Origin of the sequence: Pseudomonas sp. RA_15y_Pfl1_P11, assembly GCF_963970975.1 — a bacterium.
GTDB lineage: Bacteria > Pseudomonadota > Gammaproteobacteria > Pseudomonadales > Pseudomonadaceae > Aquipseudomonas > Aquipseudomonas tritici.
This window is the reverse complement of the sequence record NZ_CAXAOY010000030.1, coordinates 15,330-37,916: the sequence shown is the minus strand read 5'-3', so window position 1 is coordinate 37,916 and position 22,587 is coordinate 15,330. Positions and strand designations below refer to the sequence as shown.

The window sequence follows — 22,587 nt, the reverse complement described above, 5'->3', positions numbered from 1 at the left end:
TGGGAGCCGGCTTGCCTGCGAAGGCGGTTATCCAGTGAGCGCATCAATGGCTGGCACACCGTCATCACAGGCAAGCCACACACATTTTTGCTCTGTGGTGTTCAGCGTAATTTGAGCAGCGCTTGAACCAGAGGCTGAATATCCAGGCCGTTGACCTGCTTGACCTGATCGATCATCGCCACAGGCCAGCACTGCATGCCCAGGCATGCGCCCAACATGGCGCCTAGAATCGCGGCGATGGTGTCGGTGTCGCCGCCAAGGCTGGCGGCCAGGCACAGGGCCTCGAAGGCATTCATCTCGCCGACCGCCACTTGCTGGGCCAAGGCAAAGGACACCACCACTGACTCCTGTGAAGCCACGGAGGTGCCAATCAACTCATACAGCAGGTCGGCGAACAGGACCTTGTCCCCGCTGTCGACGCTCAACGTCCGCGCCCAACTGATGCGCGTGGAAATACGCCCGCCGGCGATCCAGTGTCCGTGGCGCTCTGCTTGTTGGGCGATTTGCATACCGATATTGAGTGCCTCACCCAAATCCACGCCATTAATGCCAGCCGACACCACCGCCGCCACCGCCGCCGCACTGGAAATACCCAGGGTGGTGTTATGGGTAACCTGGCAGGCCTGGATCACCGCCTGGATAAACGGTGCCGGGTCGCTGACATCGGCGGCGATCCCCACCGGCGTGATGCGCATCGCGGCGCCGTTGGTGGTGCCATAGCGCCCGGATTCTTCCGGCGTGTGGCCGGCGAGGATCATGTCGATCGCACGCTTGGTCGATGGGCCGAGTAAATCCTGCGAGCCCTTGGCACGCATGACTGCCTCCCAGTCGATCAGGCGCTGTGCGAGCACGGTAGGTTCAATCGTACCCTGGCCTTCCACCAGCAATTCGCCCACCAGGATCGCCTGCTCGGTGTCATCGGTGATGGAGCCGGCGGGCATGTTTGGCGCGATGGGCTGGTCAGCACCGGCATCTTCCAGGCCGGTGATAGCACCGAAGCGCGCCCGGACCTGTTCACGGCTCAAGGATTGGGTCGGCATGCCCAGCGCATCGCCCAATGCCAGGCCGTAGAAGGCGCCGAGGGCGCGAGTGTGCGAGGTCATTTCGAATGTCCAAACTGCAGGTGCAGACGAAAGTGCAGAGGATCGAGCCAGCTTTCGACGTACTCCATGAAACGCTCGCGACGGTCGTAGGTCGTGCGCGACGCCTTGAGGAACACAGTGCCTGTAGGGCGGCCAAGCAACTCGGCGTCTTCATCGCTGAGGGGCTCGGCGCCGATCCACTGGTCACCGTCGGCCCCGACATACCCGTAGGCTGCCAGGGTGATGGTCAGGGAGTCATCGATCAGGCCCACGTCAGGCAGGCTCTCCAGGCCTCCGGAGGCGGGCATCAGCGAGCGCTCCAGGGACACGGCGGTGCCGTCGGTGGTGCGGCGGCGCCGGTCGAGGGCGATGAATTGGTCACTGCCGAAACGGTTGAACAGGTCTGGGCGAGTCACCGCTTCCAGGCGCAGTATATCGGTGCTCACCCGCGCCCCGGTGTCGGCCAGGGCCTGCGCCCAACCGCTATGTTGGTCGAGCACCATGCCGTCAAAGGTGACGATGGAGCCGACGCCGCTCTGGGTCGCTATGTAATTACGCCGTTTGAGTTCAGCCAGCGCTTCGCGCAGGGTGCCGCGACTGACCGCAAACTCCTCGGCCAATTGGTGCTCACCCGGCAACAGAAAACCGTCGACCATCACTCCGCCCTCGATACGGCGTATAAGCTCGTCGACGACGCGTTTTTTCTTATCAAATCGAACATGTCTAATCATGTAAAAATTGATAACCGAAAGCCGTTATTTACAGCAAGCGAATTATTTCAGGAACATGAAAAAACGGGCCCTAAGGCTCCAGCCCAATACGGAAAAATTCCCCAGCGCTCCAGACACCAAGCCAGTTCTGACCGTTGATCGGACGGCTCACCGCCAGTTCCACTAATTGGTAGAACGCGTTTCGATGCACCAAGGCTTCAAGGTTGGTGCGCACCCGGATGTAGGGCGCGGGCTCCTGGGTGACCGGATCGATCACCACGCGCAACGGATGTTCAAGACCGGCTTCGACTTGCTCATCCACGTTGGTGGTAAAGCGCAATACCTGGCTTTCGCCCTGCCCTTCGACTTCCAGGGTCACGGCGACAAACGGCGCATCGTCGACGGTGATGCCAACTTTTTCCACGGGAGTGATCAGGAAGTAATCATCGCCATCGCGGCGGATAATGTTGGAGAACAGCTTGACCATCGGCTTACGCCCGATCGGCGTGCCCTGATAGAACCAGGTGCCGTCGCGGGCGATGCGCATATCGATGTTGCCGCAGAAATCCGGGTTCCACAGATGCACCGGCGCCGGTCCCTTGCCTTTGGGCAGTTGGGCCAACAGATCGTTGGCTTTGGCGGAATCGGTCATGGGCTTCTCCTGGTGCTTATTGATCACTCATCCCAAGCAGGCCGCGGGCGTATTGCGCCAGGGGGCGGGCAATCAAGTCTTCTGGCTTATTGTCGTGGAACGTCAGTAAACCGCCACGACTGCGAATACGTGCAGTATCAATCAAATACTGGGTGCTGGTCTCGATCAACATGATCTGGATGACGCCGTTGTCCAGGCCAACACGGTCAAGGGCCTGCTGATCAGCCCACTCGTCGGCATTGCCGATACGGTCATCCGCTGCCGCAAATCGGCAGTACAACAGGTAGTGAGCGCCGGCTGCACGAGCTTCGGACATTGCCTGTTCCAGACCTTCCGGTTGGCGGGCGCGGCGTACCATGGGGAAGTATTCGACGAAGCCGTTGAACGCTTCCTCTGCCACCACGTTAGGACGCGGGTAGGCACTGCCCGGCGGTACGAAGGCACCCTGGGCGATAAAGATAAAGGAGTCCGGCTGCACGCGAATCGAGGCCGTGCGACGGGTGTCGCTGTGGTCGAGCAAGCCGGCATCACTCATCTGATAGCGAGTGCCTTCGGCCATATCGCTGACGGTCATGCAACCACTCAGCGTCAACGACGCCAGCAACAAAACCAGACTACGCATCCTAATCCTCCAGAAGCCGGTGACGGAAAACCGGCGAATGGGCATGAGATGCAGAATCCGCGCCACTCAGAGATGACGCATAACCAAATGTGGGAGTGAGTTGAGTTAGGAAATCGCGTTAGCCGCCAATGATTTTCATGATGGTGGCACCGCCGGAGAAGGCCACTTCCTGTTTATCCCCCAACGCCTTCATCAACAGGCCTTGCAGCGCAGGCAGTGCTTGATGCCGCGGCTTGTCCAGCAGGTCGCCGACATAGTGACGGTTGCTCGACGACAGGCAGCCATGCAACCAGCCCGTGGACGACAACCGCAGCCGTGAACAGGTACGGCAGAACGGCACACTCTCGTTGGCAATCACGCCAAAGAAACCCTTGCCCGGTACTTCGTAGCGTACGGCGGTGGCGTCGACGGGGGCATTGGCTTGCAGGTATTCATACTGTTCGCCGATCAGGCTCAGCAGTTGCTGCAAGCTGACAAATTGCTGCAGGAACGCGTTGGAGTCCTTGGCCAGGTGGCCCATGCGCATCAGCTCGATAAAGCGCAACTCGTAGCCGCGCTCCAGGCAGTAGTCGAGCAGCGGCATCACTTGGTCAAGATTCTGGCCGCGCAACGGCACCATGTTGACTTTGATCTTGATACCGGCAGCGCGGGCCTGGTCCATGCCATCGAGCACGGTGGCCAAGTCGCCGCCACGAGCGATGCTGCGGAAGGCGTCCGCATCCAGGGTGTCGAGGGAGACATTGATGCGCTTGATCCCGGCGTCCACCAGCAACGGCAGTTTGCGCGCCAGCAGTTGGCCGTTGGTCGTCAAACTGATGTCACTGAGGCCCATCTGCCCCACTGCGCCCATGAAGGCTTCCAGCTTGGGGCTGACCAGTGGCTCTCCGCCGGTAATGCGCAAGCGGTCGATGCCGGCCGCCTCAATGAGATAAGCCACGCCGCGCGCCATCGCCTCGGCCGAGAGTTCGTCCTGGGCAGCCACCAGCCGCTTGCCGTTAGGCACGCAGTAGGTACACGCGTAATTGCAGGCTGAGGTCAGGCTGATCCGCAAATTGCGAAAACGCCTGCCTTGACGATCAACGATCATGGATCACTCCGGCAGAGGATGATTCGGGCGCACTAAAAACTGACTGATAAATCAGCTTTTAGCAAGAGTCCATGCCTGAGTATATTCCTGGGGTACTGCGCGTGGCAGCAAATCATTACGTGGCGGGCGTTTCAGCCGGTGGCTGCTCGGCGCTGTGCTTGCGCTTGTTGCCCATGCGCACGCCGATATCCATCAGGAACTGGAAAAAGCCTTCCTGATCTTCCAGCACATTGCTCCAGAACGGCGAGTGGTACAGCGCGACGGCGCCGTGTACCAAGGCCCAGGCAGCGCAATAGTGGAAATACGGCGGCACGTCCTCCAGCTTGCCTTCGCTGATGCGGCCCTTGATCAGCAGAGTCAGGCGTTCGAAGTTCGAGGCACGGATCTTGTGTAACTCCTCGACCATTTCCGGCACTTGATGGCCCTTGACCACCTTCTCTTCCAAACGGTCGAACAGGCGATAGCGCTGCGGATCACGCATCCGGAACTCGAAGTAGGCGCGGGACAGGGCTTCCTTGTCCTTGTCCACATCGGCCGAATGCAGCAGCTCGTTCAAATCACGCTCGTAGTCGAGCATCAGGCGCAGGTAAATCTCGGCCTTGGACTTGAAGTGCTTGTAGATCGTGCCTTTGCCGATACCCACGGCATCCGCAATCATCTCGACGGTGACGCTGTCTTCACCTTGTTCGAGGAACAACTTCAGTGCGGTGTCGAGAATTTCCTGCTCACGGCGGCGAAACTCACGGACCTTACGGGGTTCTTTGTGCATGAGAAAGAGGTCTGCAGAGGTCGAAATAGGAAGGGTTGCGCAGGGCCACGGATACGTGGCGATACGATTTACCCAGTGCGAGGGATTATCCCGACTGAACGGTCGTTGGGCAATGTCTATGTGAACCCGTAACGCACTTTACTTTCAGCGCACCAACGTTTGCATTGATTTCAGTCAGAAATAATACGCAACAACTCCCTCCGTACACCTGCTTGATGAGAACCCAAGCGAAGCGCGTGTATTCCAAATCTGTTTAAAAAACGACCAGTCGCCACTGGACTGAATCGGATACTGATCAATACTTGAACTGTCGGCGTGACATCTCCCCCAAGTGACGCGCCGACCTGGGTACCAACGGACCGCGTGCCCTTGTTTTACTCCTAATGGTCTTAGCCCGGATTCACCCCCCAGAACCCGGGTTTTTTTTGCCTGCGATTTGGCCGCGTCAACAGCATCGGTATCTACACAAGCACGCTCACTACGGGGAAATTTTTCAGCTTTGAAAATTGTGCGTCAGTAGGCCACGTGAGCCAGCGGGAACAGGCGCTTGAAGTTCTCGGTGGTCTGTTCGGCAAAGCGCTCGTAGGATTCGCCACGCAGCATCGCCAGGTAATCCGCCACATCGCGCACATACTCCGGCAGGTTCGGCTTGCCGCGATGTGGGATGGGCGCCAGGTACGGCGAGTCGGTTTCCACCAGCAGGCGGTCGGCCGGTACTTGGCGCGCTACGTCGCGCAGGGCGTCAGCATTGCGGAAGGTGACGATGCCCGACAGGGAAATATAGAACCCGAGGTCCAGGGCCGCCTTGGCCATGTCCCAGTCCTCGGTGAAGCAGTGCAACACGCCAGCCTGAGGCAGCGCGGCTTCGCGCAGCAGGGTCAGGGTGTCGGCACGGGCGCCACGGGTGTGGACGATCACCGGTTTACTGGTCTGCTGGGCAGCCTGCAGGTGCAAACGAAAGGAGGCTTGCTGCAACTCGGCGGCTTCGGGCTCGTAGTGGTAATCCAGGCCGGTTTCACCGATGGCCACCACGCGCGGGTGATTGAGTTCGCCGAGCAGCCAGTCGAGGGCTGGGGCTTCACCGGGCTTGAGGTCCAGCGGATGGATACCCACCGAACAATCCACATCGGCATAGCGATCAGCCAGGGCTTTGACGTCGCCAGCATTTTCAGCGCTGACGCCGATGCACAGGAAGTGCCCTACTCCGCGCTGGCGTGCCGCTTCGAGCGCGGCGTCAAGGGAGCCGCCGTGCTGGGCAAGGTCGAGGCGATCAAGGTGGCAATGGGAATCTACGAGCATAAGAATTAAGTCACTGAAAGTGTTTGACCAACGATACCCGTCAGCCAGGGAAATTAACGCCGGCCGAGCAAACCGACCCACTGCACCAGCAGCGCTTCAAGCAAGAGCACACGGTTGAGGTTGGCTTTGCCGAGCACCTTCTGGCGCTGGGCGAGGATCCAGTCCTGGATCGTCAGCACTTTGTCCTGGGCACTTTTTTGCGCCAGGTACTGCACCACTTTGCGCATATCTGGCAGGCCCAGACCGCTTTCGTCCTGGGTCAGTTGGTAGCGCAGGATCAGGCTCGACCAATCGCAGAACCAGTCGAACAGCAATAGCAGAGGAATGTCCTTCCAGGCAGTTTCAGCCAACTGGGTCGCGGACACTTCCTGCTTGATCAGCTTCTTTACGCCCTCCACCACCAGTGCGCGTTGCTCACGCACCCCCTGGGCTTGCAGCTTCACCGCGGCCAATGGCGAGCCCGCTGCCAGTGTCAGCAACTCGACCCGTTCTTCCTGACTGCACTGCGGCAACGCCTGCGCCAGCCACTCAAGACTCAGCGCCTCGCTTGGCAGCGGGCACGCCTGCTGAACGCAGCGGCTGCGAATGGTCGGCAGCAAACGGCTCGATTGGTGGCTGACCAGCAACAACACGGTATCGCCAGACGGCTCTTCCAGGCTCTTGAGCAAGGCGTTGGCGGCGTTGATGTTCATCGCCTCCACGGGCTCGATCAACACCACCTTGCGCCCGCCCATCTGCGCGGTTTGCACCACGAAGCTGACGAGGTCACGGACCTGGTCGACCTTGATCGCCTTGTCGGCTTCCTCGGGCTTCAACACGTAGTTGTCCGGATGGCTGCCGGCCTTGAGCAACAGGCAGGATTTGCATTCGCCACAGGCTTCCAGGTCGACCGGGCGCTGGCACAGCAGGCTGGCCATGAGTCGCTCAGCCAAGTCCCGCTTACCGATACCCACCGGTCCATGCAACAGGTAGGCATGGGCGTGGTGAGCACGGCCGGCCAATTGTTGCCACAGGCTGGCCTGCCACGGATAGGCTTCAGGCACGGGCGCGCTCCAGCAGCGTCGGCAATAGCGTGTCGATGGCTTGCTGCACCTGGGCCAGCGGTTGGGCCGCGTCCAGCAGGTAATAACGCGCAGGCTCGGCCGCAGCACGTTTGAGGAACGCAGTACGGACCGCGTCGAAGAAGGCCTGGCCTTCGAGCTCAAAACGGTCCAGGCGACCACGGGCACTGGCGCGGGCCAGGCCCACTTCCACCGGCAGGTCGAACACCAGGGTCAGGTCAGGGCGCAGGTCGCCTTGGACGAACGTTTCCAATGTAGCAATGCGCTCCAGGCACAAACCTCGACCGCCGCCCTGGTAGGCATAGGTGGAATCGGTAAACCGGTCGCAGATCACTACGGCACCGCGCGCCAGGGCCGGGCGAATCACCTCGGCCAAGTGCTGGGCGCGCGCGGCGAACACCAGCAGCAGCTCGGTGTCAGGGTTCATCTGCTCTTCACCCGGAGCGAGCAGCACCTCACGAATGCGCTCGGCCAGCGGCGTACCGCCAGGCTCGCGGGTCAACACCACCTCGATGCCTTGGGCGCGCAAGCACTCGGCCAGGTAATCGCGGTTAGTGCTTTTGCCGGCGCCCTCGGGGCCTTCCAGGGTAATAAACAAGCCAGTCACAGGCAGTCCTTAGTCAGAATTATTGCGGGCTTGGCGGCGCAGTGGTGTCCGGCGCAGGCTCGGCCGGTTTATCAGCTGGCTCATCCGCCGGTGGCGTTGCGTCTTGCGCAGGCTTCACCACCGGGGCCGGACTGGAGCGGTAATCGGCGCGGCGTTTGAGTTGAAACTCGCGCACGGCGGCATTATGCGCATCCAGGTTATCCGAGAAAATATGGCTGCCATCGCCCCGTGCGACGAAATACAGGCTGCTGCCCGGCACCGGGTTCAGCGCGGCATGGATCGCCTCGCGGCCGACCATCGCGATAGGCGTCGGCGGCAGGCCGGCAATCATGTAGGTGTTGTAAGGGTTGGCTTCCTTGAGATGAGCGCGGGTCAACTTGCCGTTGTAGCGCTCGCCCAGCCCGTAGATCACCGTTGGGTCGGTCTGCAACAGCATGCCGATCTTCAAGCGACGCACAAATACCCCGGCGATCTGCCCACGCTCCTCAGGTACGCCGGTCTCTTTCTCCACCAGGGAGGCCATGATCAGCGCTTGATAAGGGTCGGTGTACGGCGCATCGGCGGCGCGCTTGCTCCACTCCTGGGCGAGTACATCGTCCAGGCGGTTATAGGCTTTTTTCAGGAATTCGACGTCGGTCATGCCACGCACGAAGCGGTAGGTATCGGGGAAGAACCGCCCCTCGGGGAACACGCCAGGGTGGCCGAGTTTATCCATGACTTCACTGTCAGTGAGGCCCGAAAGTCTCTGCACGATCTTTTCATTGTTGGCTAAGGCCGAGCGCACCTGGCGGAAGTTCCAGCCTTCGACCAGGGTCAGGCTGTATTGCACCACTTCGCCACGCTGCCAGAGGCCGATCAAGCCCTGCGCCGTCATGCCAGGCGTCATGCGGTATTCGCCGCTCTGCAGTGGCTGGCCGTCGAGGTTTAAGCGCCAGTACAGGCGCAACCAGAACGCGCCGTCGAGCACGCCATCGGCTTCCAGGCGATTGAAGGTACCGGTCGGGGTCGCCCCTGCCGGCACATCGAGCAATTGCTCCTGGGCCAGGTTCAAAGGCTGCTTCAAGGCAGAATCGAACTTCCAGGCCGAATAACCCAACAACAAAGCCGCCGAGAACAGACCGATCAGCAGCAGTACAACCAGTTTTCGTATCAACTCAAATTTCCAATAGCGCGCGAATAATGCCCTGCAGTTTACGGGTGAGCGGGCCAACCGACCAGCTCATCGCAGCGTACCCGCGCACAGGCCAAATGCCATAAACGCTGTTGCATACAAAGACTTCGTCAGCCTGCTGCAACTGCGTAAGGCTGATGTCGGCCACGGCCACCGGGGTGCCCAGCGTTTGAGCCTGGGCCAGAATCTCGGCGCGCATCACGCCGGCAACGCCGCAACGCGTCAGATCAGCGGTTAGTAACAAGCCGTTGCGCACAAGAAACAGGTTGCTGAATACGCCTTCGATGACACGCCCAGACATGTCCAGCATCAAACCTTCAGCGTGTTCGGCATCCTGCCATTCGGCGCGGGCGATCACCTGCTCGAGGCGATTGAGGTGTTTGAGGCCGGCCAGCAGTGGCTGCTCGGCCAAGCGGGTGGCACACGGAAACAGGCGGATGCCGTCGGTTCCATGGGCGAGGGGATAAGTAGCGGGCGGGTTGCCCTGCAAGATACGGCGCACTGGCTCGCCAGGGTTGATGCCATACCCACGCAGACTGTCGCCACGGGTAAGGATCACCTTGAGGACACCGTCGCCAAGGGCGGCGGCATAGGCCAGCACTTCGTTGCGGATCAAAGGCTGATCTGCAATCAAAGCGAGGCGCCTGCAACCCTGATCGAGGCGTTGCAGGTGACGGTCGAGCAGCAACGGTTGCCCGGCCCTGACGGCGATGGTCTCGAACAACCCGTCGCCATACGCCAGGCCGCGATCTTTCAGGGGCACGTTATCCGCTGGCTGACCGTCGACCCAGCTGTGCATCACTCGGCGAACCGGCGGAACACCAGGGACCCGTTAGTGCCACCAAAACCGAACGAGTTGGAGATCACCACGTCGATCGGCATCGGCTGCGCTTCGTGAGGCACGAAGTTCAAGTCGCAGCCTTCGTCAGGCTCATCGAGGTTGATGGTCGGGGGAGCGACCTGATCCTTGATGGCCATCACGCTGAAGATCGCTTCGACCGCACCCGCCGCGCCCAACAAGTGGCCGGTCATGGACTTGGTGGAGCTGACCGCCAGCTTGTAGGCATGCTCGCCGAACACCGACTTGATGGCTTCAGCTTCCGCCAAATCGCCAGTCGGCGTCGACGTGCCATGAGCGTTGATGTGCTGCACCTGGTTCGGGTTGACCTTCGCATCGCGCAGCGCGTTGGTGATGCAACGCGCAGCGCCGGCACCGTCGGAGGGTGGCGAGGTCATGTGGTAAGCGTCGCCGCTCATGCCAAAGCCGATCAGCTCGGCATAGATGGTCGCGCCACGCGCCTTGGCGTGTTCCAACTCTTCCAGCACCAGTGCACCGGCGCCGTCGGACAGAACGAAACCATCACGGCCTTTGTCCCAAGGGCGACTGGCGCGGGTGGGCTCGTCGTTGCGGGTCGACAGTGCACGGGACGCGCCGAAGCCGCCCATGCCAAGGCCACAGGCCGCCATCTCGGCGCCGCCAGCGATCATCACGTCAGCTTCGTCATAGGCGATGTTGCGCGCCGCCATGCCGATGCAGTGCGTGCCCGTGGTGCACGCGGTGGCAATGGCGTAATTAGGCCCCTGTGCGCCCAAGTGGATGGACAGGAAACCGGAAATCATGTTGATGATCGAGCCCGGCACGAAGAACGGTGAAATTCGACGGGGGCCGGAATCGTGCAACGTGCGGCTGGTTTCTTCGATATTGGTCAAACCACCAATACCCGATCCCATGGCCACGCCGATGCGGTCACGGTTGGCGTCGGTGACTTCCAGGCCGGCGTTACGCACTGCCTGAAAACCGGCTGCCAGGCCGTATTGAATGAACAGGTCGAGTTTGCGGGATTCTTTGACCGAGAGATATTCCTCGACATTGAAGCCCTTTACCGAGCCGCCAAAACGGGTGGAATAGGCAGAAAGGTCCGTGTGTTCGATCAGACCAATACCACTGTGGCCAGCCAGAATGCCCTGCCAACTGCTCGGCACATCCGTGCCCAGTGGCGACAACATACCCATACCGGTGACTACGACGCGTCTACGCGACACAGCACTCTCCTTTTTCTAATGACGACACTTTTGCTTCAGCGCTCACATTTCGTCAGGGCTAAAGAAAAAACCGCACGCCGTTACAGCAGTGCGGTTTTTCCCTGAAAGCAAGCGACGACTACAAACTATTACGCCTGGTGGCTAGTAACGTAGTCGATAGCAGCTTGAACAGTAGTGATTTTTTCAGCTTCTTCGTCCGGGATTTCGGTCTCGAATTCCTCTTCCAAAGCCATCACCAGCTCAACGGTGTCAAGGGAATCGGCACCCAGGTCTTCTACGAAGGAAGCAGTGTTGACCACTTCTTCTTCCTTAACGCCCAGTTGCTCGGCGACGATTTTCTTGACGCGCTCTTCGATGGTGCTCATACCTTGTTTAACTCCTAATGGACAAATTCAGGCAGCTGGCCAGTGAGTAAGTGTATAGAAAGCCATTTCAGCTTTTCAACTGAAAGCTTCACCCAGTACCCGGTCGGCCACCCGCCTATAAATTAAGTTGCAGCTTTATAACGGATTTTAGACAGCTCGTATGACATTTTTTTGAAGCGATCCGTCACAATTTAACTCATGTACATCCCGCCGTTCACCGGGATTGTAGCCCCAGTCACGTATGCCGCACCGTCGGATGCCAGGAAAGTGACCACATTCGCGATCTCTTGAGCCTGGCCCAGACGGCCCAGCGGAATCTGCGTCAGCAAGGCTTCACGCTGTGCTTCCGGCAGCTCACGGGTCATATCGGTGTCGATGAACCCTGGGGCCACCGAGTTGACCGTAATCGACCGCGAGCCGACTTCACGTGCCAATGCACGGCTGAAACCTTCCAGACCGGCCTTGGCGGACGCGTAGTTTACTTGGCCTGCGTTGCCCATGGCACCCACTACGGAGCCAATATTGATAATTCGCCCCCAACGCGCCTTGGTCATACCACGCAAAACGCCCTTGGACAGGCGAAACAGACTGTTCAAGTTGGTATCGACCACGTCGTACCACTCGTCGTCTTTCATGCGCATCATTAGGTTGTCGCGGGTGATGCCGGCGTTGTTTACCAGAATCGCCGGCGCGCCAAATTGTGCGGTGATCTCAGCCAGTACGGCGGCCACTGACTCATCGCTGGTCACGTTCAGCTCAAGGCCGGTGCCTTGCACGCCGTTTTCCTTCAGGGTCGCGGCGATACGCTCGGCGCCCGAGGCGGACGTGGCAGTACCGATCACAACGGCGCCCTGACGGCCCAGCTCCAGGGCGATGGCCTGGCCAATGCCACGGCTTGCGCCGGTAACCAGTGCAACTTTACCTTGCAGACTCATGCAGGCTTCTCCTAAGTTCGGAAATAGAGGGTCAGGCCAGGGCTGCGCGAGCGGCAGCAAAGGCGTCAGGTGTATTGAGGTTGGCCGTCGAGACGCCGTCGGCGCAGCGCTTGTTCAGGCCGGCGAGGACTTTGCCCGGGCCACACTCGACCAGCTCGGTGGCGCCCTTGGCCGCCAGGGTCTGGACCGACTCAACCCAGCGCACGGGCTTGTAGAGCTGCTCAAGCAGGTCGCGCTTGAGGGTGTCGAGGTCGGCCGCCACGGCGGCGCTGACGTTCTGTACCAGTGGGATCTGCGGTGCCTGCCAGTTGACGGCAGCGATGGACTCGGCAAAACGCTCGGCAGCCGGGCGCATCAATTCGCAGTGGGACGGTACGCTTACCGGCAACGGCAAGGCACGCTTGGCACCACGGGCTTTGCAGATTTCGATTGCGCGCTCAACGGCAGCCTTGGCACCCGCGATGACCACTTGGCCAGGGGAGTTGAAGTTAACGGCGCTGACCACTTCGCCCTGGGCCGCTTCGGCGCAGGCTTCGATCACCACGGCGTCGTCCAGGCCCAGGATGGCAGCCATGCCGCCCTGCCCTGCCGGAACGGCTTCTTGCATCAGCTGCCCACGACGCTCGACCAGCTTGACCGCTTCAGCCAGGGTCAAGCTGCCCGCCGCCACCAAGGCGCTGTATTCGCCCAGGCTGTGACCGGCGACGAATGCTGGACGCGCGCCGCCTTCCGCAAGCCACAAGCGCCACAGGGCGACCGAAGCGGCCAGGATGGCCGGCTGGGTTTTATCGGTTTGATTGAGTTGTTCTTCCGGCCCCTGCTGGGTCAGTGCCCACAGGTCGTAACCCAGGGCGTCGGAAGCTTCCTTGAAGGTGTCCAGGATCAACGGGTATTGCGCGCCCAGTTCGGCCAACATGCCGAGGGACTGCGAACCCTGCCCTGGAAAGACGAATGCGAGGGATGTAGACATGTAACAAGCCCCTAATGATCTGGTCGTCAAAAATGCGCACGCCTACGGTGGGAGCGCACGAAACTGACAGATTGGATGGTCAATTGAACTGGCCGGTCACATTTAAGCATTCCCGGGCCGATTCGCCTAAGGCAACAGATCCTCAAGACGGCCGTGCAAGCGTTGCGGCAGGTTCTCCTGGATCTCGATCACGGCCCGTGCAATAGCACTTTGAAAGCCCTCGACGCCAGCCGAGCCATGGCTTTTTACCACAATGCCCTGCAGCCCCAGGAAACTTGCGCCGTTATGCCGCGCCGGGGCCAGGTCAGCCTGCAAGCGGCGCATCAACGGCAGCGCCAGGGCGCCGACCAGGCGCGACGCCAGGCTCTGTTTGAACAACACCTCGATACGCGTGGCGATCATGGTCGCCAAGCCTTCGCTGGACTTGAGCAGGATATTGCCGACAAACCCGTCGCACACCACCACGTCCGCCTCGCCACGGTACAAACCATCACCCTCGACGAATCCGATGTAGTTCAAGCCGCGCGCGCTTTGCAGCAAGGTGGCGGCGAGCTTGACCTGCTGGTTGCCCTTGATGTCTTCGGTGCCGATATTCAGCAACGCCACCCGTGGCCGGGCCACGCCCAGCGCTTCGGCGGCCACCGAGCCCATCACAGCAAACTGCAACAGGTGCTCGGCACTGCAATCGACATTCGCACCCAGGTCCAGCAACTGGCAGTAACCTTTCTGCGTCGGAATCGCCGCCACCATCGCCGGACGATCAATGCCCGGCAATGTCTTGAGCACATGCCGCGACAACGCCATCAAGGCCCCGGTGTTGCCGGCACTGACACAGGCTTGCACCTTGCCATCACGCAGCAGCTCCAGGGCCACCCGCATCGAAGAATCGGGCTTGCCACGCAGGGCTGCCGCCGGCTTTTCATCCATACCAATGGTTTCGCTGGCCGGCGTAATCGTCAGGCGCGCGCGATCCACTGCCGGATGGCTGGCAATCAGTTCTTCAAGAGGGGAAGGTTGACCGACGAGGGTCAGGTGCAGCGAGGGTGTGGCAGACAGGCTGGCGATGCAGGCCTGAACAATGCTGCGGGGACCGAAGTCCCCGCCCATTGCGTCTATCGCGATGACTAGAGCAGACAAGTGATTACTCGTCAGCGCCCTTGTCGATCACTTTACGACCACGGTATACGCCTTCTGGCGATACGTGGTGACGCAGGTGAATTTCACCGGTGGTTTTTTCTACAGACAGAGTGCTCGCCGTCAGGGCATCGTGCGAACGACGCATGTCACGGGCAGAGCGGGATTTTTTGTTCTGCTGAACAGCCATAATTGATTAACTCCTAAACGTTTGGGTCACGCTTTAACTGCGCCAATACACTGAACGGGTTGGACCGCGTTACCTCGTCCTCGCTCGGTTCGGACTCGTCGCCGAGGTCCGCCGGCTGCTGGCATTCTTCCGGATGATGAGCAGGCACAATGGGCAAGGCGAGCAGAAGCTCCTCCTCGATCAGTGCATGCAGATCCAATGGATCTTCGCCCAGTTCCAGCACGTCATAACCTTTCGGCAACGACTGGGTATTCGCACCCTCTTTCACCACAGCGTAACTGCATTCGCTGTGGATCGGCAGGGTGACCAGCTCAAGACAACGCTGGCAAACCATTTTGACTTCGGTGTCGATAACGCTGTGAATTACCACAGATTTACGTTCATCTCGTTCAAAAACGAATTTAGCCTGCACCGTACCGACAGTGTCGGAAAGCGGGTCGCAGAGTCTCTCCAAATTGGCCAACAGCAACTCACCTTGAAGGGAAGTGCCACGATCAGCCAGTTTGCGCGGGTCAACGTGAGGTGGAATCGGGTCATTCAACATAGGCGCAGCATTATAGGGATGCACCGGGCCATGTCAAAGGAAATTCAGCCCTGTGCGTCAGCCGGTCACGCGCTAGAATCTGCCACTGCCTTTTAGGAGTCGCCCATGCTGCCTTTATTACTCGCATCCAGCTCGATTTATCGCAGGGAATTGCTGAGCCGCCTGCACCTGCCATTCATCTGCAGCTCGCCGGATATCGATGAAAGCCATCGCACAAATGAGTCCGCCATTGAGCTGGTCAAGCGCCTGGCCGAAGAGAAGGCCCGCACGTTAGCGGCCAGGCATCCAGGGCATTTGATTATCGGCTCTGATCAGGTTGCCACGCTGGAAGGCCGGGTCATCGGCAAGCCTCACACCTTTGAAAACGCCCGCGAGCAATTATTAGCCGCCAGCGGCAAGCGCGTCAGCTTTCTCACCGGCCTGGCGCTGCTGAACAGCGAGACAGGACACTGCCAAGTCGACTGCGTACCTTTTACCGTGCACATGCGTGAACTGGACGTTGAGCGTGTTGAACGCTATCTGCGGATTGAGCAGCCGTATGACTGCGCAGGCAGCTTCAAGGCTGAGGGGCTGGGCGTGAGCCTTTTCCAGAGCACTGAAGGGCCGGACGCAACCAGTCTGGTTGGGCTTCCGCTAATCCGCCTGGTGGATATGCTGCTGGCTGAAGGCGTGCAGATCCCTTAAGCCCACCACCAAACAGAATGTGGGAACGGGCTTGCTTGCGATACGGAGTGTCAGCCACCGATAGATTGACTGAACCACCGCATTCGCGAGCAAGCCCGCACACACTTGAATCGATGCGCCTGCTGGATCAGCGCAAGCTTGGACCCTGGAAGCCCATATACAACGCCAGCTTCTCGGCTACGCTGGCACCCAGCTTCTTGGAGAACCGATCAAACGGCGATTCCTCAACCGTAAAATCCACCAACTCCTTCTCGCCAATCACATCCCGCGCAACGAAACTTGCACTCCCCAGGCCGTCAATCAAGCCCAACGGCAACGCCTGCTCGCCTGACCACACCAACCCGGAGAACAACTCGGGATGCTCCTTATCCTTTAGGCGGTCGCCACGCCCCTGCTTCACGCTGGCGATAAACTGGCGATGGGTGGTGTCGAGCACGCCCTGCCAGAATGCGGTTTCATCAGCCTTCTGTGGCTGGAACGGGTCGAGGAACGACTTGTGCTCGCCCGAGGTGTAGGTGCGGCGCTCCACACCCAGCTTCTCCATGGCGCCGACAAAGCCATAACCGGCCGCCGTCACACCGATGGACCCCACCAGGCTGGCCTTGTCGGCGTAGATCTGGTCTGCCGCACTGGCAATGTAATAGGCGCCGGAAGCGCCCAGGTCGGAAATCACCGCATACAGCTTGATATCCGGGTGCAGGCCACGCAGACGGCGAATCTCGTCATACACATAACCCGACTGCACCGGACTGCCGCCCGGGCTGTTGATGCGCAGGATCACGCCCTTGACCTTGGGGTCTTCAAACGCAGCACGCAGGCTGCTGACGATATTGTCGGCGCTGGCGGGCTCCTTATCGGCGATCACCCCGCGCACTTCGATCAGGGCGGTGTAGTTGGCGCCACGGGTCGCATTTTTTTCCACGTCCATCAGCGGGCTGAACAATGCCAGCATGGCAATAAGCCAGACAAAGGTCAGCAGCTTGAAGAAAATCCCCCAGCGCCGCGCACGACGCTGCTCCTGAACGCTGGCCAGGAGGGTTTTCTCCAGCAGTTTCCAGCTCTTGTCATCACCACTTTCAGCCTTTTCGGGCGCTTTCCATTCGTCACTCATGCCATTAACCCCAGCAAAGACTCATCGGGCCCGGTTTAGCCAGGCCTGCAATTCGGAAAAATGATCAATCGTCAGTCGCGGTTCATAATGCTGCAAGGCCTCGGCAGCCTGGGCGCCGTAGCTGACCGCCACACTGTCCATGCCTGCATTGCGCGCCATCATCAGATCGAAAGAGGCATCCCCCACCATCAAGGCCTGGCGTGGCGACACGCCACAATGCGCGAGGATCTGCTCCAGCATCAGAGGATGAGGTTTGCTGGCGGTTTCATCGGCAGCACGGGTGATATCGAAATAATCATCCCAACCGTGGGCCTTGAGCACTCGATCCAACCCGCGACGAGACTTGCCGGTCGCGACCGCCAAGTGGTAACCCTCGGCGCGAAAGGCCTGCAGGGACTGCACCACACCCTCAAACAGCGGCGAAGGCTCCGCCTCCAGCGCCGTGTAGTGATCGGCGTAGTGCTCGCGAAATGCGACCAATTCGGCTTCGCTAATGTCGGGGTACAAGGTGCGGATCGCCTCTGGCAAGCCCAGACCGATAATGCCCTTGACCGCGAAGTCGCTGCACAGCTCGAAACCCGAACGCGTTGACGCCATGTGCATCGATTCGACGATCCGGCCAATGGAATTGGCCAGGGTGCCGTCCCAATCAAATATCAGCAGCTTGTAATCACGGCGCGACACTCAAGCGCTCCACGGTCTTGGCCCACATCTCGTCGACCGGCGCTTGCAGCTTCAACTCACCACCATCCGGCAGCGGCACGGTGAGCATGTAGGCGTGCAGGAACAGCCGTTTGCCGCCCAGGTCGCGGATCTCCTTGGAGAAGTCCTCGTCGCCGTATTTGGTATCGCCAGCGATGCAGTGGCCCGCATGCAGCGTGTGCACACGAATCTGGTGGGTACGACCGGTCACCGGCTTGGCCTCGACCAGGGTGGCAAAGTCGCCGAAACGGCGCAGCACCTTGAACAAAGTCAGGGCTTCTTTGCCCTCCTCGTCCACTTCCACCATGCGCTCGCCGGAACGCAGGTTGCTCTTCTGCAACGGCGCGCGAACGCTCTTGATGGAGCTGGCCCAGTTGCCGCGCACCAGCGCCATGTAGCGCTTGTCCACACCATCGCCACGCAGGGCGGTGTGCAAGTGGCGCAACATACTGCGTTTCTTGGCGATCATCAGCAGGCCGGAGGTGTCTCGGTCCAGGCGATGGACCAACTCAAGCTCCTTGGCGTCCGGACGCAACTGACGAAAGGCTTCGATCACGCCAAACGTCAGGCCGCTGCCGCCGTGAACCGCAATGCCGCAGGGCTTGTTGATCACGATCAGCTTGTTGTCTTCAAAGACAATCGACGCCTCAAGGCGCTGCAACAGACCCTGCGCCAATGGCACGGGCTCATCACGCTCGGGCACGCGAACCGGCGGCACACGGACGATGTCGCCCGCCTGCAACTTGTACTCGGGCTTGATACGACCCTTGTTCACCCGCACTTCACCTTTACGCAAGATGCGGTAAATCAAGGTCTTGGGCACGCCTTTGAGCCTGGCCAGGAGAAAATTGTCGATGCGTTGGCCGGCATATTCCGGCGAGACCTCAAGCAGCTGGACGCTGGGGGTCTGGGGGGCGGTATTCGTCATGGCGGCGATGATAACAATTTTTATGGAATTGAAGCACTTAATCATTGCTGCTATAGTCGCGAACGCCGCCAAAAGCGGCCTGGACAGAGGACTAGCGGCAAACTGCCGGCCCTGACCATCGCAATTCATCAGGACGCGAGGCCGTCCTACGGGGTGTTCGCCACCTTGGAAGGCTCAGGATTGTAACGAGCGCAGGTGACATGAGGCCTGAAGCGAGTGCAGAACGCAGAGTGAATACTCGCGTTTTGCGCCGATATTTACGGCCAGTTCACAAAGTGCAGTCAGTTTTGAGCCAGACCATGGCGAATGCTTCGGAAACAACGCCTGTTAAGAGCTGAGTGAGAGCGCAGTCGCCCACATTCAGTCTTGTTTAGCCATGAGCGTGGACTCCCCATTGGAGAACACGGTAAATGCCAACCCGCTGCGGATTCTGCGCGCGGCAGCACCCGAATTATCAGGGATACGTGTAGGGTGGAGATGCACAACCGTCGGACCGTGTAGCACTAGGCTTATATTTAGACGCTTCATCTCGTCCACAGTCGTCGGTTGATTCCTCCTCCTGACCTTAGCTTTTGTTGAAGTGGTGCCTTTGTCACCACCGCTAACAAGCAGGACGCGTCCGTCGCGATACGGCCCAATTGGCCTGTTATTGCTGGACACTGGAGTGGCCAACCACTCTTGACGCACCTGACACCGACCGTGAGAAGTCGTGTGTGCCGAACGCCGTTTCCGGCAGCCCGGAAACCGACGGTACAACATGAAAAGAATGCTGATTAACGCAACTCAACCCGAAGAGTTGCGTGTTGCACTGGTAGATGGCCAACGCCTCTACGACCTGGACATCGAATCCGGTGCACGCGAGCAAAAGAAGGCCAACATCTATAAAGGCCGAATTACTCGCATCGAACCAAGCCTTGAGGCTGCCTTTGTCGATTTCGGCTCCGAGCGCCACGGCTTCCTGCCCCTCAAAGAAATCTCCCGCGAATACTTCAAGAAAGCCCCTGAAGGCCGCGTGAACATCAAGGACGTCCTGAGCGAAGGCCAGGAAGTCATCGTCCAGGTCGAAAAAGAAGAACGTGGCAACAAGGGCGCCGCCCTGACCACCTTCATCAGCCTGGCCGGCCGTTACCTGGTGCTGATGCCGAACAACCCACGTGCCGGCGGCATTTCCCGTCGCATCGAAGGCGAAGAGCGCAACGAACTGCGTGAAGCGCTGAACGGCCTGATCGCACCGGCCGACATGGGCCTGATCGTTCGTACTGCCGGCCTGGGCCGCAGCAGCGAAGAAATGCAGTGGGACCTCGACTACCTGCTGCAACTGTGGACCGCCATCAAAGAAGCGTCCCTGGATCGTTCCGCGCCGTTCCTGATCTATCAGGAAAGCAACGTGATCATCCGCGCCATCCGCGATTACCTGCGCCAGGACATCGGCGAAGTGCTGATCGACAGCGTTGAAGCCCAGGACGAAGCCCTGACCTTCATCCGCCAGGTGATGCCGCAGTACGCCAGCAAGATCAAGCTCTACGAAGACAGCGTTCCGCTGTTCAACCGCTTCCAGATCGAAAGCCAGATCGAGACCGCCTTCCAGCGCGTGGTCGAACTGCCTTCCGGCGGCTCCATTGTGATCGACCCGACCGAAGCCCTGGTGTCCATCGACATCAACTCGGCGCGTGCGACCAAAGGCAGCGACATCGAAGAAACCGCGCTGCAGACCAACCTGGAAGCGGCTGAAGAAATCGCCCGCCAACTGCGCCTGCGTGATATCGGCGGCCTGATCGTGATCGACTTTATCGACATGACCCCAGCCAAGAACCAGCGCGCCGTGGAAGAGAAAGTCCGCGAATGCCTGGAAGCTGACCGTGCCCGCGTGCAAGTCGGCCGCATCTCGCGCTTCGGCCTGTTGGAAATGTCTCGTCAGCGCCTGCGTCCTTCCCTGGGCGAAAGCAGCGGCATCGTCTGCCCGCGTTGCAACGGCACCGGTATCATCCGTGACGTTGAATCGCTGTCCCTGGCGATCCTGCGCCTGATCGAAGAAGAAGCCCTGAAAGACCGCACCGCCGAAGTCCGCGCACAAGTGCCGATTCCGGTTGCAGCTTTCCTGCTCAACGAAAAACGCAACTCGATCACCAAGATCGAACTGCGCACCCGTGCCCGTATCGTGATCCTGCCGAACGATCACCTCGAAACGCCGCACTTCGAAGTGCAGCGCCTGCGTGATGACAGCCCGGAAGCCCACAGCGGCCAGTCCAGCTACGAAATCGCCGCTGCCGCTGCTGAAGTGGAAGAAGTCCAGCCAGCCGCTGCGACCCGCACCCTGGTTCGCCAGGAAGCTGCGGTCAAGACGGCCCCTGCCCGTGCCAATGCACCGGTACCAGTTGAAGCCGCAGCGCCTGTTGCCGCACCGGCCGTTATGCCTGAGCCAAGCCTGTTCAAAGGCCTGGTGAAGTCGCTGGTCAGCCTGTTCGCCACCAAAGAAGAGCCAGCCGCTCCGGTTGTGGTTGAAAAACCGGCGTCCGAGCGTCCTGCACGCAACGAAGAGCGTCGCAACGGTCGCCAACAAAGCCGTAACCGCAACGGTCGCCGTGACGAAGAGCGCAAGCCGCGCGAAGAACGTGCGCCGCGTGAAGAACGCGCCCCACGTGAAGAGCGTGCCCCTCGCGAAGCCCGTGAAGAAACGCCAGCCGTAGAACGCGCACCGCGTGAAGAGCGCGCACCACGTGCTCCACGTGCCCCGCGTGAAGATCGCAAGCCTCGCGGCGAGCGTGAAGAGCGTGTGCGTGAACTGCGCGAGCCACTGGACGCTGCGCCAGCCGTTGCCGGTGCCGCTGTCGTTGCAGAAGAACGCCCGGCTCGCCAACCACGCGAAGAGCGTGCGCCACGTGAAGAACGCCAACCGCGCGCTCCGCGTGAAGAGCGTCAACCACGTGCCGAGCAAACGGCTACCGCCAGCGAAGAAGAGGAAGTGCTGACCAGCGAAGAGCAACGGCAGGAAGACGGTCAGGAAGGCGCCGAAGGCGATCGTCCACGCCGCCGCTCCCGTGGCCAGCGTCGTCGCAGCAACCGTCGTGAGCGTCAACGTGATGCCAACGGCAACGTGATCGAAGGCTCGGAAGAAGCCGGCGAAAACGCAGAAGCCGCTACCAGCGAGCCAACTGGCGACGAACTGGCTGCCGGCCTGGCCGTTACTGCTGCCGTTGCCAGCTCGGTCATCAGCGCACCTGCTGAAGCCCAGGCCCACGATCAGGCTGAACGCGCTAACGCCGCTGTCGAAGAAACCGCTGCTGTGCAAACACCTTTTGCCGAGACCCCAGTCGTTGAAACGCCGGTTGTTGAAGCCCCCGCTGCTGAAGCGCCAGTGGTAGAAGCACCGGTTGCCGAAGCGACTAGCCCAATCGAAGCGCCGGTTGTACCGGAAGTGGAAGTGGCGCAGGCGCCTGAAGCTCAGCCAGAAGTTGAAGTGGCAGCTGTTGAGCCAGCACCTGTGGTTGAAGCGTTTGTTGAAGCACCGGTTGTCGAAGCAGCATCAGAAGTACGCGAAGTTCGTGAGGAACAGACCGCCTTCCAATGGACTGCCGAGCCTGCCGCTCCGGTTGAAGCGCCAGCCCCTGTGGTGGAAGAAGCGCCAGCACCGGCTGCTGAAGTCGTGGTTGCCGAGCCTGCCCCAGTGGTTGAGCCAGCTCCGGTCGTTGAACCTGCGCCAGTCGTTGAAGCGCCGGTGGTTGCCGAAGTTGCCGCTCCAGTGGTTGAAGCCGCACCGGCCAGCGCGCTGACCGAAAACGGCCGAGCACCGAACGACCCACGTGAAGTACGTCGTCGTCGCAAGGAAGCTGAAGCCGCCGCCGCGGCTGCACGGGAAGCAGAGCACGAGCCTAAACCCCTCGCCTGATTCCAGCAGCCACTGAAAAGCCCCGCCTGAGTGAT

The 22,587-nt window shown here is 60.2% G+C and carries 23 protein-coding genes; 2 read left to right on the top strand and 21 right to left on the bottom strand.

The genetic code is table 11. From position 1 onward, the window contains the following. Window positions 1-101 precede the first annotated feature (101 nt). From AACY44_RS26485 to AACY44_RS26400, 18 genes are all read right to left on the bottom strand, one after another. The gene (locus tag AACY44_RS26485) at window positions 102-1,103 is read right to left on the bottom strand and encodes an ADP-ribosylglycohydrolase family protein (protein WP_339531383.1); all 1,002 of its coding nucleotides are present in this window, start codon (window positions 1,101-1,103) and stop codon (window positions 102-104) included. Then, window positions 1,100-1,813 (bottom strand): GntR family transcriptional regulator, encoded by a 714-nt coding sequence (locus tag AACY44_RS26480; protein WP_339420928.1) that lies wholly within the window; start codon window positions 1,811-1,813, stop codon window positions 1,100-1,102. Before AACY44_RS26480 ends, AACY44_RS26485 begins: the two co-directional genes overlap by 4 nt. A 70-nt stretch (window positions 1,814-1,883) precedes the next feature. Then, a complete protein-coding gene (locus AACY44_RS26475) occupies window positions 1,884-2,444 on the bottom strand; it encodes a DUF1285 domain-containing protein (protein WP_339420926.1) in 561 nt (186 codons plus the stop codon). Between the two features lie 16 nt (window positions 2,445-2,460). Then, window positions 2,461-3,066: a DUF4823 domain-containing protein gene (locus tag AACY44_RS26470; protein ID WP_065873961.1), complete on the bottom strand. Its 606-nt coding sequence runs from the start codon at window positions 3,064-3,066 to the stop codon at window positions 2,461-2,463. A 118-nt stretch (window positions 3,067-3,184) separates the two neighbouring features. After that, window positions 3,185-4,153: a GTP 3',8-cyclase MoaA gene (locus AACY44_RS26465; protein ID WP_339439455.1), complete on the bottom strand. Its 969-nt coding sequence runs from the start codon at window positions 4,151-4,153 to the stop codon at window positions 3,185-3,187. Between the two features lie 115 nt (window positions 4,154-4,268). Continuing rightward, window positions 4,269-4,922 carry a TetR/AcrR family transcriptional regulator gene (locus AACY44_RS26460; RefSeq protein ID WP_010208394.1) on the bottom strand — a complete coding sequence of 218 codons (654 nt, stop codon included), beginning with the start codon at window positions 4,920-4,922 and terminating at the stop codon, window positions 4,269-4,271. Window positions 4,923-5,435: 513 nt separating this feature from the next. Then, window positions 5,436-6,221 (bottom strand): TatD family hydrolase, encoded by a 786-nt coding sequence (locus AACY44_RS26455; RefSeq protein ID WP_339437454.1) that lies wholly within the window; start codon window positions 6,219-6,221, stop codon window positions 5,436-5,438. 53 nt (window positions 6,222-6,274) lie between these two features. After that, complete coding sequence (locus AACY44_RS26450; RefSeq protein ID WP_339531380.1) at window positions 6,275-7,264, bottom strand: DNA polymerase III subunit delta'; 990 nt, start codon at window positions 7,262-7,264, stop codon at window positions 6,275-6,277. Next, a complete protein-coding gene (gene tmk, locus AACY44_RS26445; protein WP_339420919.1) occupies window positions 7,257-7,889 on the bottom strand; it encodes a dTMP kinase in 633 nt (210 codons plus the stop codon). Before tmk ends, AACY44_RS26450 begins: the two co-directional genes overlap by 8 nt. 19 nt (window positions 7,890-7,908) lie before the next feature. Further along, on the bottom strand, window positions 7,909-9,042 hold the full coding sequence (gene mltG / locus AACY44_RS26440) for an endolytic transglycosylase MltG (RefSeq protein ID WP_339420918.1): 1,134 nt from the start codon (window positions 9,040-9,042) through the stop codon (window positions 7,909-7,911). Window position 9,043: 1 nt separating this feature from the next. Further along, complete coding sequence (pabC, locus tag AACY44_RS26435; RefSeq protein ID WP_339420917.1) at window positions 9,044-9,859, bottom strand: aminodeoxychorismate lyase; 816 nt, start codon at window positions 9,857-9,859, stop codon at window positions 9,044-9,046. Further along, the gene (gene fabF, locus AACY44_RS26430; protein ID WP_339420916.1) at window positions 9,859-11,103 is read right to left on the bottom strand and encodes a beta-ketoacyl-ACP synthase II; all 1,245 of its coding nucleotides are present in this window, start codon (window positions 11,101-11,103) and stop codon (window positions 9,859-9,861) included. The genes pabC and fabF overlap by 1 nt, the downstream gene beginning before the upstream one ends. Window positions 11,104-11,231: 128 nt before the next feature. Beyond that, window positions 11,232-11,468, bottom strand: coding sequence for an acyl carrier protein (gene acpP / locus AACY44_RS26425; protein ID WP_003175607.1), 237 nt, complete (start codon window positions 11,466-11,468; stop codon window positions 11,232-11,234). A gap of 191 nt (window positions 11,469-11,659) precedes the next feature. Then, the gene (gene fabG, locus AACY44_RS26420) at window positions 11,660-12,403 is read right to left on the bottom strand and encodes a 3-oxoacyl-ACP reductase FabG (RefSeq protein WP_005790544.1); all 744 of its coding nucleotides are present in this window, start codon (window positions 12,401-12,403) and stop codon (window positions 11,660-11,662) included. A gap of 31 nt (window positions 12,404-12,434) precedes the next feature. Then, complete coding sequence (fabD, locus tag AACY44_RS26415) at window positions 12,435-13,373, bottom strand: ACP S-malonyltransferase (protein ID WP_339420913.1); 939 nt, start codon at window positions 13,371-13,373, stop codon at window positions 12,435-12,437. Between the two features lie 126 nt (window positions 13,374-13,499). Further along, on the bottom strand, window positions 13,500-14,510 hold the full coding sequence (gene plsX / locus AACY44_RS26410) for a phosphate acyltransferase PlsX (RefSeq protein ID WP_339437453.1): 1,011 nt from the start codon (window positions 14,508-14,510) through the stop codon (window positions 13,500-13,502). Between the two features lie 4 nt (window positions 14,511-14,514). After that, window positions 14,515-14,697 carry a 50S ribosomal protein L32 gene (gene rpmF / locus AACY44_RS26405; protein WP_008152339.1) on the bottom strand — a complete coding sequence of 61 codons (183 nt, stop codon included), beginning with the start codon at window positions 14,695-14,697 and terminating at the stop codon, window positions 14,515-14,517. A gap of 13 nt (window positions 14,698-14,710) precedes the next feature. After that, window positions 14,711-15,241: a YceD family protein gene (locus AACY44_RS26400; RefSeq protein WP_049711923.1), complete on the bottom strand. Its 531-nt coding sequence runs from the start codon at window positions 15,239-15,241 to the stop codon at window positions 14,711-14,713. A gap of 105 nt (window positions 15,242-15,346) precedes the next feature. Here AACY44_RS26400 and AACY44_RS26395 point away from each other — a divergent pair, with 105 nt between their 5' ends. Then, a complete protein-coding gene (locus AACY44_RS26395) occupies window positions 15,347-15,925 on the top strand; it encodes a Maf family protein (RefSeq protein WP_339494485.1) in 579 nt (192 codons plus the stop codon). Between the two features lie 127 nt (window positions 15,926-16,052). On the opposite strand, the gene AACY44_RS26390 is transcribed toward AACY44_RS26395, so the two are convergent. The 3 genes from AACY44_RS26390 to rluC are packed head-to-tail and all read right to left on the bottom strand — an operon-like array spanning window position 16,053 to window position 18,666. Further along, complete coding sequence (locus AACY44_RS26390; RefSeq protein WP_339420909.1) at window positions 16,053-17,036, bottom strand: S49 family peptidase; 984 nt, start codon at window positions 17,034-17,036, stop codon at window positions 16,053-16,055. Window positions 17,037-17,057: 21 nt separating this feature from the next. After that, window positions 17,058-17,720, bottom strand: a complete 663-nt coding sequence (locus AACY44_RS26385) for an HAD-IA family hydrolase (RefSeq protein WP_339437450.1) — start codon at window positions 17,718-17,720, stop codon at window positions 17,058-17,060. Continuing rightward, window positions 17,707-18,666 (bottom strand): 23S rRNA pseudouridine(955/2504/2580) synthase RluC, encoded by a 960-nt coding sequence (gene rluC, locus AACY44_RS26380; protein ID WP_065874021.1) that lies wholly within the window; start codon window positions 18,664-18,666, stop codon window positions 17,707-17,709. The genes AACY44_RS26385 and rluC overlap by 14 nt, the downstream gene beginning before the upstream one ends. A gap of 757 nt (window positions 18,667-19,423) precedes the next feature. On the opposite strand from rluC, the gene rne reads away from it, so the two are divergent. Beyond that, window positions 19,424-22,552 carry a ribonuclease E gene (gene rne, locus AACY44_RS26375; RefSeq protein ID WP_445261139.1) on the top strand — a complete coding sequence of 1,043 codons (3,129 nt, stop codon included), beginning with the start codon at window positions 19,424-19,426 and terminating at the stop codon, window positions 22,550-22,552. The last annotated feature ends 35 nt before the right edge of the window (window positions 22,553-22,587 follow it).

Bases quoted from the DNA above. Each gene is read 5' to 3' on its own strand.
- AACY44_RS26485 (WP_339531383.1), bottom strand. From the start codon at position 1,103: ATGACCTCGCACACTCGCGCCCTCGGCGCCTTCTACGGCCTGGCATTG.
- AACY44_RS26480 (WP_339420928.1), bottom strand. From the start codon at position 1,813: ATGATTAGACATGTTCGATTTGATAAGAAAAAACGCGTCGTCGACGAG.
- AACY44_RS26475 (WP_339420926.1), bottom strand. From the start codon at position 2,444: ATGACCGATTCCGCCAAAGCCAACGATCTGTTGGCCCAACTGCCCAAA.
- AACY44_RS26470 (WP_065873961.1), bottom strand. From the start codon at position 3,066: ATGCGTAGTCTGGTTTTGTTGCTGGCGTCGTTGACGCTGAGTGGTTGC.
- AACY44_RS26465 (WP_339439455.1), bottom strand. From the start codon at position 4,153: ATGATCGTTGATCGTCAAGGCAGGCGTTTTCGCAATTTGCGGATCAGC.
- AACY44_RS26460 (WP_010208394.1), bottom strand. From the start codon at position 4,922: ATGCACAAAGAACCCCGTAAGGTCCGTGAGTTTCGCCGCCGTGAGCAG.
- AACY44_RS26455 (WP_339437454.1), bottom strand. From the start codon at position 6,221: ATGCTCGTAGATTCCCATTGCCACCTTGATCGCCTCGACCTTGCCCAG.
- pabC (WP_339420917.1), bottom strand. From the start codon at position 9,859: ATGCACAGCTGGGTCGACGGTCAGCCAGCGGATAACGTGCCCCTGAAA.
- acpP (WP_003175607.1), bottom strand. From the start codon at position 11,468: ATGAGCACCATCGAAGAGCGCGTCAAGAAAATCGTCGCCGAGCAACTG.
- fabG (WP_005790544.1), bottom strand. From the start codon at position 12,403: ATGAGTCTGCAAGGTAAAGTTGCACTGGTTACCGGCGCAAGCCGTGGC.
- fabD (WP_339420913.1), bottom strand. From the start codon at position 13,373: ATGTCTACATCCCTCGCATTCGTCTTTCCAGGGCAGGGTTCGCAGTCC.
- rpmF (WP_008152339.1), bottom strand. From the start codon at position 14,697: ATGGCTGTTCAGCAGAACAAAAAATCCCGCTCTGCCCGTGACATGCGT.
- AACY44_RS26400 (WP_049711923.1), bottom strand. From the start codon at position 15,241: ATGTTGAATGACCCGATTCCACCTCACGTTGACCCGCGCAAACTGGCT.
- AACY44_RS26395 (WP_339494485.1), top strand. From the start codon at position 15,347: ATGCTGCCTTTATTACTCGCATCCAGCTCGATTTATCGCAGGGAATTG.
- AACY44_RS26390 (WP_339420909.1), bottom strand. From the start codon at position 17,036: ATGAGTGACGAATGGAAAGCGCCCGAAAAGGCTGAAAGTGGTGATGAC.
- rluC (WP_065874021.1), bottom strand. From the start codon at position 18,666: ATGACGAATACCGCCCCCCAGACCCCCAGCGTCCAGCTGCTTGAGGTC.
- rne (WP_445261139.1), top strand. From the start codon at position 19,424: ATGAAAAGAATGCTGATTAACGCAACTCAACCCGAAGAGTTGCGTGTT.